Genomic DNA, 17,812 nt, shown 5'->3' on the forward strand with positions numbered 1-17,812 from the left:
AATAACTGAAAAAAGCCTGAATATTCAGGCTTTTTTATTATCTAAAATTTTAACCTTAAAAGTATCTTTAAGTATTCAAACGTTTTGACTTTACCTGTTTAACAACTGGTTTAAAGCGGCATAACCAAAAGACAAAGCAAAGGCTTAATAGTGAAAAGTTGCCGCTGCCACCACCACTTGAATTATCTTCCTCACTATCAGGTTGTGTAGGAGTTTCAGACTCTTCAGGAGTTTCAGACTCTTCAGGAGTTTCAGACTCTTCAGGAGTTTCAGATTCTTCAGGAGTTTCAGGATCTTGGGGAGTTACCGGATTTTCGGGAGTCTCAGGGTCTGTTTTAACATAGTTATTATTGTCTAGGCGCAATGTCAGCTGAGCTTCAAATAAGGAAGATGGCTCTGCTAGCTCCCCATTTAATTCATTTGCCCCATAAGTACCTTCTGTCATCGTAATACTTTTGCCATGTAAGCCAATAAAGTAGGGCATAGCAAAAGTATTGCCATTGCGATCATTAATAGGCCAAAAATTGTAACTATTTGGACCTCCCTCTAATAAAAAATTCCAAAATACATAATATTTACCATGATGAGGATAGCTCTCATGGGGGCCTCCACTGCCATATAATTGTCCACGTGTAACACCATCCATTAATGTTGCGTAAGGGCTACCTGAATGGCTATCTATTCGTTGTTCAGGAAACATTTTATGGCGTAAATATACAGTTCCTGCTGCTGAATAACCCACACCCGGCCCATGGTGATGTCCGGCTGTATCTTCAGAGTCTTTAACTAACACACCATAAGAACGCCTAGTATGGATAGACATGTGACCCTTTTTTCCGGATAACAATATGTTTTCTAACGTTAATGCCGATGAGCCATCGATATAAATACCTTGATTCCAATCTTTAAATTCACAATTACGGATCCAGCCATTAGCAACATTATCTAAGCGAAGCGCGTTCCAGGCATAATCATGAATGTCATTTTTGTGGTGTTCAAATACTTCTGGATAGCTATCCCAATTACCTTTAAACAAGATATCTTCAATACCAACATTGGTTAACATGTTATAACTACGAACTTTTATTGGCTCACTGCCAAGAGTTAAATTTATATGTAAAGGTTCTCGTAAGGTAACTAGGTTACCATTTATAGCCGCAACAATATGAAGCTCTCTTAACCTAAATCCATCGGTAAATAATCTTGTCCATGCAGGATCTAACTGTTGAGGAGCATAATATGTTTGAGCAAATTCAGAACTGTCTGTTCGTATAATAATCCGTTGCCCCACAGTAAGGTTTGAAGCGTCAGCTACTTCGATTTCGTAGCTTTCACGGCTAGCGTCTTTGACTACGGTGGTTAAGGTAGTTTCACCTAAGTCACTAGGCTTTATTTCAAACATGTACCGGCCGTTATTCACTTTCATTTTATCGGCAAATATTTCCGTTTGGTCAACCCCGTTGCCTTTTAATAAAATATTACTACCTTGGATAGTTATAATTTCGCCGACAATTTCATTAGGACTTATCATAAAACGTCCAGAGGGGAAGAAAACTACACCACCACCAGCATCTTCGGCAGCATTTATTGCCAATTGTATCGGCACATCATCATACAAACCATCATTAGCTACGGCGCCATAATCTTCTACATTAAAGACCGTCCAGTCACTTGTGTCAGGGAGATCACTTTCAGAGTAATCATAACCAGCATAAGAAAAGTCAGGTAAAGTAGGCTCAGAATTATTAAGTTTAGCGTTTTTAAATTGTTGCCATAAAATAGACTCATCTGCCCAAACTCGAGGTGATGTAAGAGTCGTTATCATAAGAAAAAATGCAAAAAATAACTGCGTGGCTAAATTGCTTTTGAATCGAATGTATAAATTATTATTAAGCATAAAGCCCCTGACCGAGTGATATTTGAATAAGTTTTAACTAGTGAAATGTTATTAGCGCTAAAAACTTACATTTATTTAGCACTCAATATAAAGCATTAAACACTATTAAATCCACCCGTATTATCTTTAATGAAGAAATGTTAAATAAAATGTTTAACTTTTGAATTGGGATTATTTGTTAAGTAAATTTACTAAGGCGATATTCAGTTCCGGGTAAGTAAACTTAAAATCTTGTTCGAGTAAGTTTTTAGGTATAACTCTTTGGCCAAACAATAATAAATCAGACATCTCGCCAAGCAGTAAGCGCAAAGCAAAGGCTGGCATAGTTGCTATATTTGGTCGTCTTAGTGTACTTGCTAAAGTTTTACTGAATTCTCTATTCGTAACAGGTACTGGAGCCGTTAGGTTGTAGTGACCTTGGCAAGAGCTCTGGGTTAATAAAAACTCAATGGCTGCAACCATATCGTCAATATGGATCCATGACATGTACTGATTACCATGAGATAACCGACCACCTAATCCAAATTTATATGCTGGCAGCATTTTTTTTAATGCCCCTTGATCTTTATCTAATACGATACCCGTGCGCATAATACACACTCGTGTTTTTTCTTGAGCTAAACTTGCTTTTTCCTCCCAAACTTTACATATTTTATGACTGAATTCTGGGTAAAAGTCGTCGAAGGATTCATCTATTTTTTCGCTACCTTGTCGGCCGTAATAGCCTATAGCTGAACCGGAAATAAAGGCATTTGGCGGCGTGGATGAATCATTAATTAATTTACTTAAAGTAGAGGTTATTTTCCAACGGCTTTGACATATGGCTCGCTTTTGCTCTAGGTTCCAACGCTTATTGACAATAGGCTCACCTGCTAAATTAATGACCGCATCGTATTTATTAACATCCTTAAGCTGTTTTAGATCTGTTAACCAAGATAGGTTGCTCTTATCTTCAAAATAACAGCCTAAATCCACTGGTTGACGGCTTAATATGTCAAAGTGATATTTGTGTTGATACTTATTGATAAAAGCCGAGCCAATTAGCCCTGTGCCACCAGTGATGAGAATGTTCATAGCAAGTTATAAATTATGTTCTCGAGTAAAGTTATTAAAAGTAGATGCTGTATTAATAATAGTCTCTTGTCATTGTGCTGCAACTTTAAAATCAAACGGTCGTAACTCAGTCAGTAAATGAAATAAGTTATAAACTGTATATATTTTTGTTATGGTAGGTTATTAACTAATAAAAACCTTTATTAAGAGATATTTCATGGAGTTATCTAAACCTAATAGCCCAGTATCTAAGACTCTATTTACCTTAGCTGCCTTAGTTATTATTATGGCGGGCATAAAAACGGCTAGTAGTATTTTGATCCCTTTTTTACTGTCTATTTTTATTGCCATTATTTGTAACCCTTTAATTAATAAAGCAGAACAATACCGGGTTCCCAAAAGTATCGCTGTGGTTCTTGTTATTGCTATTTTTGTGGGCATTGGACTCACTATTGCAGGCTTACTCGGTAATTCGCTTAATGAACTTTCTGCATTAATGCCTGAATATAGAGAGCAATTAACGTTGAAGTTTGCAGGTGTGATTGACAAATTAGCCAGTGTAAATATCCATATATCGAAAGATATTTTAATGGAATACCTAGATCCTGCTGCTGCAATGGGTTTTGCTGCTGATATGCTTTCCGGGTTTGGCGGTATCATGGCTAATTTATTTTTTATCATTTTAACTGTGGTATTTATGCTGTTTGAAGCCTCAAGTTTACCAGCCAAGCTGCATATGGCGATGAAAGACCCGCAAATGAAAATGCGCAAAGTTGATAAGTTTTTAGCGTCAGTTAACCAGTACTTAGCAATAAAAACTATGGTGAGTATTGCCACCGGTTGTTTGGTTAGTTTGATGTTATGGATGATAGGACTAGACTTTTTTATCCTGTGGGGCGTATTAGCATTTTTATTAAATTATATTCCTAATATAGGTTCAATTATTGCTGCAGTACCGGCCGTTTTATTAGCATTAGTTCAGCTCGACCCAACAGCAGCTTTATTGATCGGCGCAGGTTATATGATAATAAATACCATCATGGGTAACGCTGTTGAGCCAAGATACCTAGGCCGAGGTTTAGGTTTATCAACCTTAGTGGTTTTTCTATCATTAATTTTTTGGGGCTGGTTGTTAGGCACCGCTGGTATGCTTTTGTCGGTGCCACTGACAATGATCATAAAGATTGCTTTTGAAACATCACAAGATGGTAAGTGGATCTCGATAATGTTGTCAGATGAAGCAGAGCAAGAAATTAAAGAAATTCAAACCGAGCTAAAATAAGTCAGTGATTATTAAAGGCCGTTTCTATCTAAGCTTATTGCTACCATGCTTTTTGCTGAGCCTTGCTGCTCAGTCCAAGGATGAAAGTAAATGGCCTAACTCTGCTAAAAAAGCAATTAGCTTATCTTACGATGATGCACTCAACTCGCAATTAGATAATGCAATTCCTGCATTAAATCGCTATGGCTTTAAAGCGTCATTTTATTTGGAGCTAAGTTCAGCAACAATATCTACTCGTTTAGACGAATGGCGCAGTGTTGCAGCCGCTGGCCATGAGCTTGGTAATCACAGTATTTTTCACAATTGTAGAGCCTCTAAACCTAATCGAAATTGGGTACAAAAACACCGAGATCTAGACCAGCGTAGCATTGCATCGATTGTTGAGGAAATTAACCTTGCCAATGCTTACTTATTTGCAATTGATGGTAAAGTGCAGCGTACGTATACGCCGCCTTGTTTTGATACGTTAATCAATGGCGAAAGTTATATTCCCCACATAGAAGGTTTATTTGTTGCTATTAAAGGCATATCTAACGGCGCAAAGCCGGCATTTAGTGACGTTATTAGCGGTAATGTTAAGACAGCAGATGAGTTAATTAAAAACATTGAAAATTTTCCAGAGCATTTAGACGTTATCAATGTGCTATTTCATGGTGTTGGTGGTGACCATCTTAGTATAAGTGTTGAGGAGCATAATAAATTTTTACAATATTTAAATGCTCACCAAGCTGATTATTGGGTAGACTCATACATTAATATTATGACTTGGAACAAAGCCAAGCAATAGCCGGAGCTGAAGATGCTGCCACTTTCAATTTTAATTTTGATCAATTTATTAAGTATGTTGCTTTGCTATTTTATTGCAAAACTTAAAGGTGCAAAGCTAATTAAGTGGGTTGTTTGGGGAGCGTTATTAGGGCCGTTAGCTATTCCATTTGCATTATTTGCCAAGAAGGAAGTAGGTACCCAATCATTAAAAAATAACTGAGTACCCATTATTTATTGTGGAAAAACTTTCTTATACGGCTTAACCGTAACTGATTTATAAACTCCAGCTGTAACATATGGGTCGGCATCCGCCCAAGTTTGAGCCTGTTCTAAGCTATCAAATTCAAGTATTAATAACGAGCCAGTAAAACCTGCACTGCCAGGGTCTTCGCTATCAATAGCAGGGCATGGACCGCCAACAATTAAACGACCTTGAGTCTGTAACTCCTTTAAGCGAGCAAGGTGTTGCTCACGTACAGATAGCCTTAACTCTAAAGAGTTATCAATATCTTCACTGTATATTACGTATAACATGCTGTAGCGCCTTATTTATCATTTTCTATAGTTTTAACGTTATCTTCTTCGTCTTTGGGAATGTATTTATAAATCGACATAATTGAGACTATGGTAAATAAGAAAGTTAAACCGGTTAAACCGAACACTTTAAAATTAACCCAAGTTTCTTGATCAAAATTAAAAGCAATATAAAGGTTTAATAGTGCACAGGTAAAGAAGAAAGCGACCCAAGCTAAATTAAATTTAGTCCAAACCTTTTCTGGTAGTGGTAGCTGCTCACCCATTAAGTTTTGTAGTAGGTTTTTATCAAAAACGTATTTACTTACCAGTAAGGCTATACCAAAAAGGCCGTTAATGATGGTTACTTTCCACTTTAAAAAAGCATCGTTATTAAAGAATATGGTTAATCCACCAAATACAGCAATTAAACCAAAGAAAATCCAGTGACGGTTCAGGATTGGTTTACCAGTCGCTTTCATTACAATCAAGTGTAATGCCGAAGTCGCGATTAATGCGCCTGTAGCAATAAAAACATCGAACATTTTATAAAATATGAAAAATACCACCAGAGGGATATATTCGAAAAAAGCGACCATTAATGGCTCCAAAATTGTAAGTAATTTAATTTGTTAGTGATATGCATCACTAGCGGGTTAATAATATTCTACCTAAAGGCTATGAGGCATACTAGTGTTGTAATGTAAGCAACTATTTATTTAGGGTAAATTGTTTTATCAATGCGACCATTTTTAGTCGATTGTACCTTTAACGAGTTAGTTATATCTTTCCATGCCCTAACTTTTCCGCCAATATTAATACGTTTAAATTCGCCTTCTACGTTTGCTGCTTGGACAAATTTGGCTAAACGTTGATAACTATCACTGTGGCTAACATCTATGGTTAACAGGTCATCTTCTCTGCCTTGAAAATAGTGCTCAATGTGCTGTTGATGCTTGTTATAACACTGCTCTAAAAAATCATCATTATTTATATTTTCTAAGGTAAATGGGGCGAAGGTTTCACTAAAACAACGCTTAATATGCGGATTAAAACCGCCATCACCGCGGGTAACGTTGGTGTGCATACGTTGTAATAATTGTTTAATTGATGGCACCCATAGCTCTAAATCACGTTGTAAATAAATAAATTTAGAGCCGGGGTAAAGCTTATCGAGTAATTGATAGTCATTGTATGCTGGTGTGTCAGCAATAACTTCTGCATCAGCTAAACACTCAACGGTATAGCAGGTATGAGCTACTTTATAGCCCATACCTAGCATAGCAACGCAAATGCTTGTTGTTGCCGTTCTAGGTAAGCCTATGATGAAAATTTTGGAGTTTGTCATAATATCTTGAGTTTTGATAAATTGCGCCCAGGGTCACTGGGCGTTAAAATGCGGCGCCATTAAATATGAGCAAGTTTGACTAAGCGTTATAACCAAATGGATCGGAGATACTATGTGCAGGCTCGGTAAACCATTTAGGACCATCTTTAGTCATATAAAAATGATCTTCATGGCGAATACCAAATTCACCCGGTATACAAATCATTGGCTCATTTGAAAAACACATACCAACAGCAAGTGGGGTTTTATCATTTAACACTAAATATGGCCACTCATGGATATCTAAACCTATACCATGACCAGTTCTGTGAGGTAGACCCGGTATAGAGTAGTTCTCGCCTAAACCAACTGTAGGCAAGTAATCTCGTACCGCTTGGTCGGCAACCGAACAAGGTTGGCCTAATTGAGCTGCTTCAAAGGCTAATCGTTGAGCTTGTTTTTCATAATTCCAAATTTGAGTCTGACGCTCACTAGCTTCGCCAAAAACATAAGTACGGGTTATATCTGAATTATATCCTTGTACCTTACAACCGGTATCAATAAGGACAATATCATTCATCGCTAAAGGATTAGGGTTAGCAACACCATGTGGGTAGGCAGAATCTTCACCAAATAAAACAATGCAAAAGTAAGAGCCGGCAGGCGCACCAACGGCTTTATGGGCATTGTTAATAAACTCTTCTACTTCTTTAGTGGTTATACCTTCATATAAAATACGTGCAGCAGCTTTATGAACTTGTAAAGTCATGTCTTTAGCACGTTGTAATAGGGCAATCTCATTATCTGACTTTTGCATGCGGCAACCGGCAGTAACAACTTTTGCATCAACCAAATCAAACTCAGGTGCCACTTGTTTAATACCATTAGCAATAAAAAATGCAGTAGATTCATCAATGGCAACTTTACCCGAAGTGATACCTTTTGCTGATAAAGCATCAACAAAAGTTTGATAAGGATTAACATGCTCATGCCAGCTATTAACCTTGCCATTAATAACCATGAATTGCTCAAGCGTACTTATTTCAAAATGAGGGGCAATGTATTCAACCTCGCCAACTGCAGGAATGATAGCGCCAACCATACGCTCGGATGCATACCAGCGAGTACCGGTAAAATAATAAAGGTTAGTACCGGCATTAACGTAAGTAGCGACGATATCATTAGCTTGCATTATTGCTTGAGCTTTCTCTATACGCTGCTTGTACTCAACTGCATCGATAGGTTTTATATCCAATGCCATATTACTTAATTTCGCTAGTTCAAGCTCTGCGCTTGAGCCACCAATACCATTGTTTGTCATAATTATACTTCGCTTTAAAAATTTGCATCGAGTGTACTAAGTTTCTGGTGATTTTTCAGTAGTTATTGAGTGCGAGTAAATAATTTATTTATCACACAAACACGTTATCAACAAAAATCATGGATAAAACCTACAAAGTTGTTATTTTATAAGTACAGGTAATATAAAAATAACAATTAATAACGGAGGGGTTATGGCATTACAGCCAATTTATGTATGGTCCAAAAAAATAAGAATATTCCATTGGTTAAATGTGATTTCGATTTTAACTTTGATAATTTTGGGTTTGTTTATTTTAAATGCAAAAACGTTTGGCGTAAGTACAGATGGTAAAGTTTTATTGAAAACAATACACACCATAGTTGGTTATGTGTTTTTTACTAACTTAGTTATCCGTATCGTGTTTGGCTTTATTGGCAAAGGCTATGAGCGTTGGGGAAAAACTTTAGCGTTTAATAAAGGCTTTATCGAGGATTTAAAAAGTCACAGTAACGAGCCATTTAAAGCGAGCAAAGGTCATAACCCATTTGGTAAGTTAATGATCACCGCCTTGTACTTGTTTATGCTGATACAAGGGGTAACTGGGCTAGTTATTGCCGGTACTGATATTTATTACCCGCCATTTGGTCAACATTTTGCCACGTCTATTGCCCAAGATAAAAGCAAAGTTGCGTTAATTAAACCTTATTCAAAAGAAAACGTGGATCAAAATGCGTATAAAGCGATGAGGGAATTGCGCACCCCATTTATTAAAACTCACGTATTTAGCTTTTACGTAATCACCGTATTATTAATTTTGCATATTCTGGCAGTAGTAATCATGGAACTAAAAACCAGAAACTCAATCATTTCAGCCATGTTTTCTGGCTACAAGCACCTACCAAAAGAATAACATCAAGGTGTCAGAGTTGCTCGCAAACAATCAAGGTGTCTGACACCTTGATTGTTTGTAAAGGTTAAGCTCTTTTGGCGGCTTCTATTTCGCGGCGAAGATCGCGGGCTAGGGGAGTAATATCGGCTTTTAATTGCTTTGCAAAACCTAAAGCAAAGTAAACTTCAGCCATTAAGAATAAAGGCCCAATTAAAAACTTACTTAAATCTTCAACAAACGCAGGTTTTGCTTTTTCAAAGTTATGACCAATAAATTGGATTATCCAGCCAACCACAAAAATCGCAATTGCAATTGAGCCAGAGTGCTCAAGTGGAGTAACTAAGCTTGCTAAATATAGATTTGGAATGATGTAAAGCACCATACCAAGCGCTAAACGCCAATGTAGAATGAAATAATATATAAGAGCGATGGAGTAGAATATCTCAGCTGCTGTTAGCACGAATATGCCGCTATCGAGATGAATATCAAACTGAAGTAAGTTAAGTAAAATAGTTAACGAAAAAACAATTAAAGGTATTCCGACAAAATGAGTTTGTATATTTTTTTTATTAAAATGCACGCTTTTATATTCAGATAGCTGTTCAACTATATTTTTCATGGCAGACCTTTATATTATTTTGTTATTTTTACGCTGAACTAAGGCTAGTAATAATGGCAAGGTTTGTAGGGCTTGTAAAGATAGCTGGCCACTGAGTTAATGGTAGCTATTAGATAAATAAAGCGGAGTATTAATAATCAGCTCCGCTTTATTTAAATACTAATGTTTAGCCAAAATGATTAAACACTATTTTATTGCCATCAAAGTCGCGGAAATATGCGCCGTAGAATACATCAGGAATGCGTTGACCGGGTGCGCCATCACAAGTTGCACCTAATTCGATAGCTTTATTATACATTGCTTCACATTGCTCCTTAGAGCCTGGTGCGAAAGCTAGCATATTACCATTGCCACAGTGTTGTTCGTCTTCGTTATACGGGATACAGATGGCAAGCATTGGCTCTTGCATGCTTTTACCAATAAAGATAATACGCTCCATTTTTATTAATGTTTTAGCCCCCATAGGCGCTAGTAATTCATTATAAAACGCTTCAGATTTTTCTAAGTCGGTTACACCAATAGTTGCGTAGCTAAGCATGTTAATTCCTGTTTTTATGATTAAAGTTTTTGATAGATAAAGCGTAGTCTATAAATTTAACAACCTGTAATGTAAATACAGGACTGTTAAGACCTCGCATGCGCTAGATTAAGTGAAATTTATTGTATTTAACATCATTAAAAAGACAAAAACTAAAATAGTCTATTTTTGTGCGCTTCCATAGTATAGACTCCCTGCAGAATTAGACATTCAAACACTGTCGCTTAACTCGCAACAGCCCTTATTCTTTGCATATGACATAATTAAATGAACAATAAAATAATCGCGACACACAATGGTAATTTTCATGCTGATGATGTTTTCAGTATTGCTGCTCTAAAACATATTTTTCCTTCAGTTACACTTGTTCGTACTCGTGATTTAGATGTTATTAGTAAGGCTGATATTGTGGTTGATGTCGGTGGTGAATATGACTGTGATACCGATCGATTCGATCATCATCAACGTGGCGGTGCTGGTGCGCGTGAAAATGGCATTCCTTATTCATCATTTGGTTTGATTTGGAAAAAGTATGGTTTACAAATCTGTGATGGCAATCAAGAAGTCGCTGATTCTGTTGATGCAAACTTGGTATCAACCATTGATGCTGTAGATTGCGGCTATGTTCAAGGCGTTGCCCAAGGTATTAGCCTTAGCCAAACTATTTCAATGTTTAACCCGACTTGGCAAGAAAGTAGTCATTTTGATACGTGCTTTGACGAAGCAGTTGAGTTTGCTGCTCGTATATTAAGTCGTTTTATTGCTTCAGCTGATGGTGGTATTAGCGCCAAAGATATTGTTGCTAAAGCAATTGATAATGCCGAGGACCCAAGAGTTATCGTGTTAGAAAAATATACACCATGGAAAACAACGGTTCATAAATTATCCGAAGAAGCTTTATTTGTACTTTATCCATCACCGTCAGGCCAATGGCGCATTCAAACGGTTCCGGTGGAGCTAGGCTCGTTTGAAGATAGAAAACCACTACCAAAACAATGGGCTGGTTTATCAGATAAAGCTTTACAAGAGGTAACCGGTATAGATGACGCGATGTTTTGTCACAATGGTTTATTTATTGCTGGCGCAGAGTCATTTGAGAGCACAATGAAAATGGCAGCAATGGCTTTACAAAGCTAAGATATTTTTATCAGTTAAACCAATTTAAAAGGCCTGAGGTTAGATAACTTCAGGCCTAGTTTAAACATGGTTCATTTATCGGCTAATTTTAAACGGCTAAAATGAATAACTCACTTGAGCAATAACCGCTTCAACTTCCTCATACAATTCTACATCTTGCAATACACCAGGAGCTTCAAAGCCGGCATTTTTTGGTGTTTGTTTGTATAGCTCTAAACGAAATGACAATTCAGAACCTCTTTTTAACGGCATGCCATATTTAATCCCTAAGGTAATTGCATCCATTTCGCCTATACGATAATCAGCACTTGCAAACTGTGGTAACGCTTCACCTTCGAGTAAAAAGGGACGATAAAACTCCGCCGCTTCCTGCATATAATAACGCACGTGCGGCTCGATATAATTATCACCTAGCGGAATAAAGTAGCGAATATCAAATGTATTGGAATTAATTTCCCAATCGTCCCACATATATCTATAGGAAAAATCAATAACGCTGCCGGCAAGGTTATATTTAGTCTGCCAATAAACGCTTTGCTTAGTACGCTCATCTGGTCGATTTTCATATAATTGATTAATGCTGTAACCATCTAATCCAACCACAGAAATCACCTTAAATGGGTCAGTCATATAGCCCTGTGCTTGCGAGATTGAATAGTTTAATTGCATGATCATTTTACGATTGATTACTTGCGTTAAACCAAATAACAGATCGGTAGTATCTTTGGAGTCATCATTGCTGATCTTATCTTTTTCACCTGTTGGTGGCACAATCATTTCGCTAAAAGGGGTATTAATACCTCCCTCTGGTTCAATAAGGTCATGGGAGTAAGAGAAGCCTGCAGATACAGTGGTATTTTTTCGATCGAAAAAACGTGAAATACTGCCATTAAAACCTAACGACAAGTAATCGTATTCTTTAGATAAATGTACACCTGCGCTACTTACATAATCAGTACTTAACGGTTGTGTCCATTGTGCGTTTAACTGCACGCGAGTATCTTTAAAGGTATCATCTAACGGCGTTTCATTAGGCGAAATACTATAACTGCCTTTACCTGAAGGACGTGAAAAGGTTTGCGCAACGGGTTGTGCTACAGCGCCTGTAGCTGAAGCACCTGTTAATGCATCAATAGTAAACTTTAGATTTAAAAAATGTTCATCTTTAAATTCTTTAGTGCCAGAGATAATGCCTTCTGTAGCCGTGACGCGGTCGTTTTCTGCGTAATACATTAATGCAGTATCAAACTTCCAATCATTATCTTCATCGGCCTTTGCTTGTGTGCCAAGTAAAGAGCAGGTAGCTGCTGTTAGGGCCGATTTTAGATTAACGTTTTTGTTTAATTGCATCCGCAGCCTCCACCAGCAAAACTGCGACCACCACTTGAGGCTTCTTTACTAAAATAGATATGATCATCTAATGAAGCATCAATAGGCGAAGAGGTTAATTTCATCTCTTTTTTAGCTAATAAGTCTCGCTCCCATGGCTCCACTCCTAGACTTGAGCAACCTGAGGCAATTATTACACTGGTGGCAATAATTGATAATTTGAAATTAGTTAGCATAGCTTTCCTCGTTTATTATTTTTATCCCAATTAAGAGGCATAAATTTATTCGCTTTAATGTTTTATCGCGATCACTTCATTATCTTGTAACCCTGATATGATTTGTATCATTTCGCCGTACACTTTACCTGTTCGAATATAGCGTCGCTGCAATTGCTCACCATCAACTACCCATACGGTATCTAATTGGCCGAAGCTTTGTATATAGTTCTTCGGTATAAGAATTTGCTTTTGTAATCCATTTTGTATATTAATACGTGCAAACATTCCAGGTAAAATTGATTCATTAAAATCTATATCCGCTTTAATCACAAAGCTACGGGCATTAGGGTCTGCTGCCGGTACTATTTCAGTTATCTTTGCATTTAATTCTAATTCAATAGAGTCGATGTTTATACGTACATCTTCGCTTAATTGTAACTTAACAGCCAAACTCTCACGAACATTTGCCTCAATACGAAGAGATGAAGGATTGTATAGTGATAACACAGGAGTACCTGGACTGCTTATATCACCTGGCTCTGCATTACGTTCAACGATTTTTCCTGAAATTGGCGCTCGAATATCAGTATAGGTAAGAGCAGTTTCAGCTTCTTTTAAATATTGTTTGGCCGCATTTAGCTCTGCGCTTAATTTGCTGTAGCTTGCTACGGCTTTATCTAATTCGCTAGTCGAAATTAATCCTTTAGTTTGCAGCTCTTTACTTCGATCTAAAGTTTTTTTAGCCTCTTCACGAGAAGCTGTCACTGAACTGATCTGTGCCTGAGCTTGTGCTTCTCTTGCTTTGAATTCGCTATTTTCAAGCGAAATTAACAAGTCACCGGTATTTACAGAGTCACCAGCTCGAACATAAATTTTTTCAATACGAGATAATATTCTACTTGAAATAAGTGTGGTTTCCCGAGCTTTCACCCCCGCAGGTAATGACTCAATAACATCGACAGATTTACTTTTAATGGTGAAAGGCTTGTTAATATTTTCATCTACCAACACACGAGTGATTGGCTGAATCTTCTGATCAAACATACCCGCCATATAAGCAATAGCAATTAGTAATATAGCGATAGCCGTTGAAGGCAAAATAAATTTTTTCATTGTAAATTTACTCTTAGTTAAAAGTTTAGTGTTGTGAGTACTAATTTTTAGTCTGCAACACTTTCAGTTCAGATATTTCACTACCTTGATTATTTACCGGCTTTTCATTGTTATCGGTAAATATTAAAAAGTAGACCATAGGTACAACAAATAAAGAAAATAGCGTTGATGATATAATTCCGAAGATTATGGCAAGGGCTAGGCCATTAAATACAGGGTCTAAGGTGATAATTAAGTTACCAAGTAAAGTAGTTCCAGCCGTTAATAAAACTGGTCTCATACGAACACTACCGGCGCTAAGTAGTGCCTCTTTGATAGTCGCACCTCGTTCTCTTGCTAAGGTTATGAACTCAACCAAAATTAAAGAATTACGTACTACAATGCCAGCTAGAGCTATCATGCCTATCATGGCTGTTGCAGTAAATAATACCGGCTCTGGCGCTCCTGCAATTTCGCGCTCACCAAATAAGTTCATTAGCCAAAATCCAGGCATTATGCCGATTATCGTCAAAGGAATAGATGACATGATTATTAGTGCTAAGGCTGTGCTAGTCGTTTGCCACTTAAGTACAATAAAAATACCTGTTAATGCAAAAGCAAAAGCAATACCCATATCACGAAATACATCAATTGTAATTTTCCACTCACCTTCACCAGAGAAGACCATATTGGTTCCTTCTGGTAAGGACCAACCAATACCTGAACCTGAACTCAAATAAGTTCTTTGGGTAAAGTGGCTCGCATTTCGATTTGGTTTATTTTGATCACTAGACATGTCAGCAATCACTTCTGCTGGTGTCCGCCCAGATAATTCAGCTGTCACATAAATGACCGGCGCTAAATCTTTATGAAGAATTGGCTGAGAAGTACTTCGTGTTTGCCATTTACCTAACTCAGCTAAACTAACTAAATTTTGTGGTGCTTGTTCTAAACCAACCCCTGAGTCTAATTGGGCTATGCCATTGCGCCCTTTAACTTGCATAGAGAGTAATGTGTTTAAATCGTTACGTTGCTCATAAGCAAGTCTGACTTCAATAGGAACAGGTTTTGCCTCATTTTGTTGTTGATAAATACCTACTGTTTTACCTGAAACAGCAACAGCTAATGCCGTATTTGCATCTAAAGTAGAGATACCTGATAGTGCCGCTTTTTGTTTATCGATAATAAATCGTTGTACCTCTTGTTTAGCCACTAAGCTACTATCTACTTCCACAACATGAGCTTCTTGTTTAAAGCGTTGCATAACTTGTTGAGCAGCCTGATTATGGGTTTCTTGACTAACAAAGGGGGTTGCATAAACTTCTGCAACTAAAGTACTCAAAACTGGCGGTCCAGGCGGTACTTCAACAACTTTAATGACGATATCATTTGTGCCTAAATGTAGAGGCTCTAATAATTTTCTTAATCTAAGCACAACCCCATGAGACTGGTGCTGGCGTAATGACTTATCAACTAATGTTAAGCGTAAGTCGGCTAAACGAGGACCTTTGCGTTGATAATAGCCTCTAACTAAACCATTAAAGTCAATAGGAGATGGCTCGCCTACATAACTCGCTATAGCGCTAATTTCAGGTAACTGTTTGCTGATTTGAATAACTTTTTTCGCCATAGCAGCTGTTTGTTGTAGGCTTGCTGACTCTGGCATATCAATCAATACTTGGATTTCATTTTTATTATCAAAAGGTAATAACTTCAATGGCACAATACGTAAAATAGGCAAGGCCGCAGAAGCTATAAACAAGGCCAAAACTATCCATAGGCCCTTTTTTGAACGAGCTTTGTTAGTGATTAAAGGTGATAACCATTTACTATAAAGGCTTGTTTTGTTATCTAGTTCAGTAGTAGCTGGTTCGTTAATTTTATTAGGCTTTAAAATTTTAGATGCAAGCCATGGTGTGACTAAGAAAGCAACTAGGGTTGAAGAGATAACACTTAACGGCACATTAAACGCCATTGGTGCCATATATGGGCCCATCATCCCTGTGATAAAAGCTAGAGGGATAAAAGCTAATACTATAGTTAACGTCGACATGAGAAGTGCAGGGCGTATTTCACTTATTGCATTCACTATTTTATCTTTAGTATTACCGCCTTTTTGCTTGATAAAACGCTCTATATTATCAATGCCTGTGATGGGGTCATCAACTAATAAACCAAGGGATAAAATTAAAGCAAATAAAGTCACTCGGTTAATTGTATAGCCAAAAACTAAATCTAAAAATAACGTTAAGCCATAACAAACCGGAATCGCTAAGCCAACGACTATGGCAGGGCGCCAACCCAAAAATACACCAATAAATACCACGACAGTAAAAACGGCAAAAGCAAGCGAAGAGGTTAAGTTATTAACTTTCTCATTAGCTGTCTGACCATAATCACGCAACACTTCATAGTGAATTTCTTTAGGTAAAAAACTTTGCTTTAACTCTGCCATTTTAGCTAAAACAGCATTTGAGACCGAAACAGCATTACTACCACGTTGCTTAGCAACACTGAGTGTAACAAGAGGGTATTGCTCTGCATTTAAATTATTACTTTTATTTGCAAACTCTAACCATTGGTAGTTATCTACTTCACTAGCGCCATCGTAAATATTTGCTACATCTTTTAAATAGATGGCTTTACCATTAACAATATTGACCACTAAATTTTTTAATTGTGCTATTGAAGTTAACACATCGCCAGATTCAATCAGTACCGAGCCTCGAGCAAGAGCAATACTCTGGTGTTGAATTAATTCGTTAGATAACGCAATGGCGTCAATGACATCTTTACTGTCAGTTTTTCGCGCAGCAAGCGCTTGTAAATCTAGCTCAATCGCGAGTGTTCGAGCTCGGCCACCAACAACTTTAACTTCACTAGTATTATCAATACTTTGTAATAGAGTAGAGATTTCTTGAGCAACTCTTCTTAGCTCATAATCGTTATAAAGCTTGCTGTCTGTGCTATACAAGCCAAGCATAACAATTGGCACATCGTCTACTTCAATCGGTTTTACCAACCAATTACTGACTACTGCAGGAATACTATTTTGATTCGAATAAAGCTTGTTATAGGTATTTAATATCGCTAATTCTCGGTCCTGTCCGACAAAAAATCGAAGCGTAACTTGCAGTTTTCCATCAAGAGAGGTGGAGTAGATATGTTCGACACCTGATATTTGTGTCAGTAGTTTTTCAAGAGGCACGGTTACTTGTCGTTCTACTTGTTTGGCGGTTAAGTTTGGTACCTCGACCATAACATCCACCATAGGGACTACAATTTGCGGCTCCTCTTCTCTAGGGGTGGCATTAAGTGCCAAGATACCTAGCATAATAGAGACAATAAAAATAAATAGTGGAATGCCACCCTTTAATGATCGTGCGACTATGGCATCAATAAAATTTAATTTCATCATTTGTTCTCAAATTTATTTTATTAAATGCTTTTAAAAGCATAGGTAAAGGTTATTTATTAAGCACTACAAAACATGCGATAAAGCTGTTGTAAAATAAGCTTTGCGTCATCATCGGCTAAAGAGTAATAAATTGTTTGCGCATCCCGTCGTGTAGCCACCATGTTTGCTTTTCGTAGTGCCGATAAATGTTGTGATAGGGCTGATTGAGCAAGCGGGATGGTTGAGTTTAATTCGCTTACTGAACACTCTCCTTCAACTAAATTACATAAAATCATTAGCCGATTTTTATTAGCAAGCAGTTTTAAATAAGCTTCCGCCTTTTCAGCATTGGCTAGAAGCTGATTCATGTCTAAGTTGGCAATAAGACTCATTGAAATTCTCTATGGTTAAATTTACATCAATGCAAGCAGTATAACTTATCATATTAGA

At 37.3% G+C, this 17,812-nt stretch carries 18 protein-coding genes; 5 read left to right on the forward strand and 13 right to left on the reverse strand.

What is annotated here, in order from left to right; genetic code table 11:
* Positions 1–67: 67 nt before the first annotated feature.
* Positions 68–1,897, reverse strand: coding sequence for a DUF4955 domain-containing protein (locus FNN08_RS03495; RefSeq protein WP_143583362.1), 1,830 nt, complete (start codon positions 1,895–1,897; stop codon positions 68–70).
* Between the two features lie 171 nt (positions 1,898–2,068).
* A complete protein-coding gene (locus tag FNN08_RS03500; RefSeq protein WP_143583363.1) occupies positions 2,069–2,971 on the reverse strand; it encodes a TIGR01777 family oxidoreductase in 903 nt (300 codons plus the stop codon).
* A 196-nt stretch (positions 2,972–3,167) separates the two neighbouring features.
* Between FNN08_RS03500 and FNN08_RS03505 the strand changes: the two genes are divergently transcribed.
* Genes FNN08_RS03505 through FNN08_RS03515 form a run of 3 tightly spaced genes read left to right on the forward strand, consistent with a single transcriptional unit; the run spans position 3,168 to position 5,220 of the window.
* Positions 3,168–4,232, forward strand: a complete 1,065-nt coding sequence (locus FNN08_RS03505; RefSeq protein ID WP_143583364.1) for an AI-2E family transporter — start codon at positions 3,168–3,170, stop codon at positions 4,230–4,232.
* 4 nt (positions 4,233–4,236) lie between these two features.
* Entirely contained in the window at positions 4,237–5,019 is a 783-nt protein-coding gene (locus FNN08_RS03510) for a polysaccharide deacetylase family protein (protein WP_143583365.1), read from the forward strand.
* Positions 5,020–5,031: 12 nt separating this feature from the next.
* A complete protein-coding gene (locus FNN08_RS03515; protein ID WP_143583366.1) occupies positions 5,032–5,220 on the forward strand; it encodes a hypothetical protein in 189 nt (62 codons plus the stop codon).
* An 11-nt stretch (positions 5,221–5,231) separates the two neighbouring features.
* On the opposite strand, the gene FNN08_RS03520 is transcribed toward FNN08_RS03515, so the two are convergent.
* From FNN08_RS03520 to FNN08_RS03535, 4 genes are all read right to left on the reverse strand, one after another.
* A complete protein-coding gene (locus FNN08_RS03520) occupies positions 5,232–5,534 on the reverse strand; it encodes a YciI family protein (protein WP_143583367.1) in 303 nt (100 codons plus the stop codon).
* Between the two features lie 11 nt (positions 5,535–5,545).
* On the reverse strand, positions 5,546–6,112 hold the full coding sequence (locus tag FNN08_RS03525) for a septation protein A (RefSeq protein ID WP_143583368.1): 567 nt from the start codon (positions 6,110–6,112) through the stop codon (positions 5,546–5,548).
* A 116-nt stretch (positions 6,113–6,228) separates the two neighbouring features.
* Positions 6,229–6,861 (reverse strand): sulfotransferase, encoded by a 633-nt coding sequence (locus FNN08_RS03530; protein WP_143583369.1) that lies wholly within the window; start codon positions 6,859–6,861, stop codon positions 6,229–6,231.
* Positions 6,862–6,940: 79 nt separating this feature from the next.
* A complete protein-coding gene (locus FNN08_RS03535) occupies positions 6,941–8,161 on the reverse strand; it encodes a M24 family metallopeptidase (RefSeq protein WP_143583370.1) in 1,221 nt (406 codons plus the stop codon).
* A gap of 193 nt (positions 8,162–8,354) precedes the next feature.
* Here FNN08_RS03535 and FNN08_RS03540 point away from each other — a divergent pair, with 193 nt between their 5' ends.
* Entirely contained in the window at positions 8,355–9,053 is a 699-nt protein-coding gene (locus FNN08_RS03540; protein ID WP_143583371.1) for a cytochrome b/b6 domain-containing protein, read from the forward strand.
* A 64-nt stretch (positions 9,054–9,117) separates the two neighbouring features.
* Here FNN08_RS03540 and FNN08_RS03545 read toward each other — a convergent pair whose 3' ends face one another.
* Together FNN08_RS03545 and FNN08_RS03550 are read right to left on the reverse strand one after the other, a co-directional pair.
* Positions 9,118–9,651, reverse strand: a complete 534-nt coding sequence (locus FNN08_RS03545; RefSeq protein ID WP_143583372.1) for a DUF962 domain-containing protein — start codon at positions 9,649–9,651, stop codon at positions 9,118–9,120.
* Positions 9,652–9,817: 166 nt separating this feature from the next.
* Positions 9,818–10,189, reverse strand: coding sequence for a VOC family protein (locus FNN08_RS03550; RefSeq protein WP_143583373.1), 372 nt, complete (start codon positions 10,187–10,189; stop codon positions 9,818–9,820).
* A gap of 267 nt (positions 10,190–10,456) precedes the next feature.
* On the opposite strand from FNN08_RS03550, the gene FNN08_RS03555 reads away from it, so the two are divergent.
* Positions 10,457–11,326, forward strand: a complete 870-nt coding sequence (locus FNN08_RS03555) for an MYG1 family protein (protein WP_143583374.1) — start codon at positions 10,457–10,459, stop codon at positions 11,324–11,326.
* A gap of 96 nt (positions 11,327–11,422) precedes the next feature.
* Here the strand turns inward: FNN08_RS03555 and FNN08_RS03560 are convergent, their stop codons facing one another.
* The 5 genes from FNN08_RS03560 to FNN08_RS03580 are packed head-to-tail and all read right to left on the reverse strand — an operon-like array spanning position 11,423 to position 17,754.
* Positions 11,423–12,676, reverse strand: coding sequence for a DUF3570 domain-containing protein (locus FNN08_RS03560; RefSeq protein ID WP_143583375.1), 1,254 nt, complete (start codon positions 12,674–12,676; stop codon positions 11,423–11,425).
* Entirely contained in the window at positions 12,667–12,891 is a 225-nt protein-coding gene (locus FNN08_RS03565) for a DUF4266 domain-containing protein (protein WP_143583376.1), read from the reverse strand. The genes FNN08_RS03560 and FNN08_RS03565 overlap by 10 nt, the downstream gene beginning before the upstream one ends.
* 54 nt (positions 12,892–12,945) lie before the next feature.
* Positions 12,946–13,986, reverse strand: coding sequence for an efflux RND transporter periplasmic adaptor subunit (locus FNN08_RS03570; RefSeq protein ID WP_143583377.1), 1,041 nt, complete (start codon positions 13,984–13,986; stop codon positions 12,946–12,948).
* Positions 13,987–14,026: 40 nt separating this feature from the next.
* Entirely contained in the window at positions 14,027–17,380 is a 3,354-nt protein-coding gene (locus tag FNN08_RS03575; RefSeq protein WP_143584546.1) for an efflux RND transporter permease subunit, read from the reverse strand.
* A 59-nt stretch (positions 17,381–17,439) separates the two neighbouring features.
* Positions 17,440–17,754 (reverse strand): ArsR/SmtB family transcription factor, encoded by a 315-nt coding sequence (locus tag FNN08_RS03580; RefSeq protein WP_143583378.1) that lies wholly within the window; start codon positions 17,752–17,754, stop codon positions 17,440–17,442.
* Positions 17,755–17,812 lie beyond the last annotated feature (58 nt).

It is taken from the genome of Thalassomonas sp. M1454 (genome assembly GCF_007097525.1).
Lineage (GTDB): Bacteria > Pseudomonadota > Gammaproteobacteria > Enterobacterales > Alteromonadaceae > Thalassotalea_A.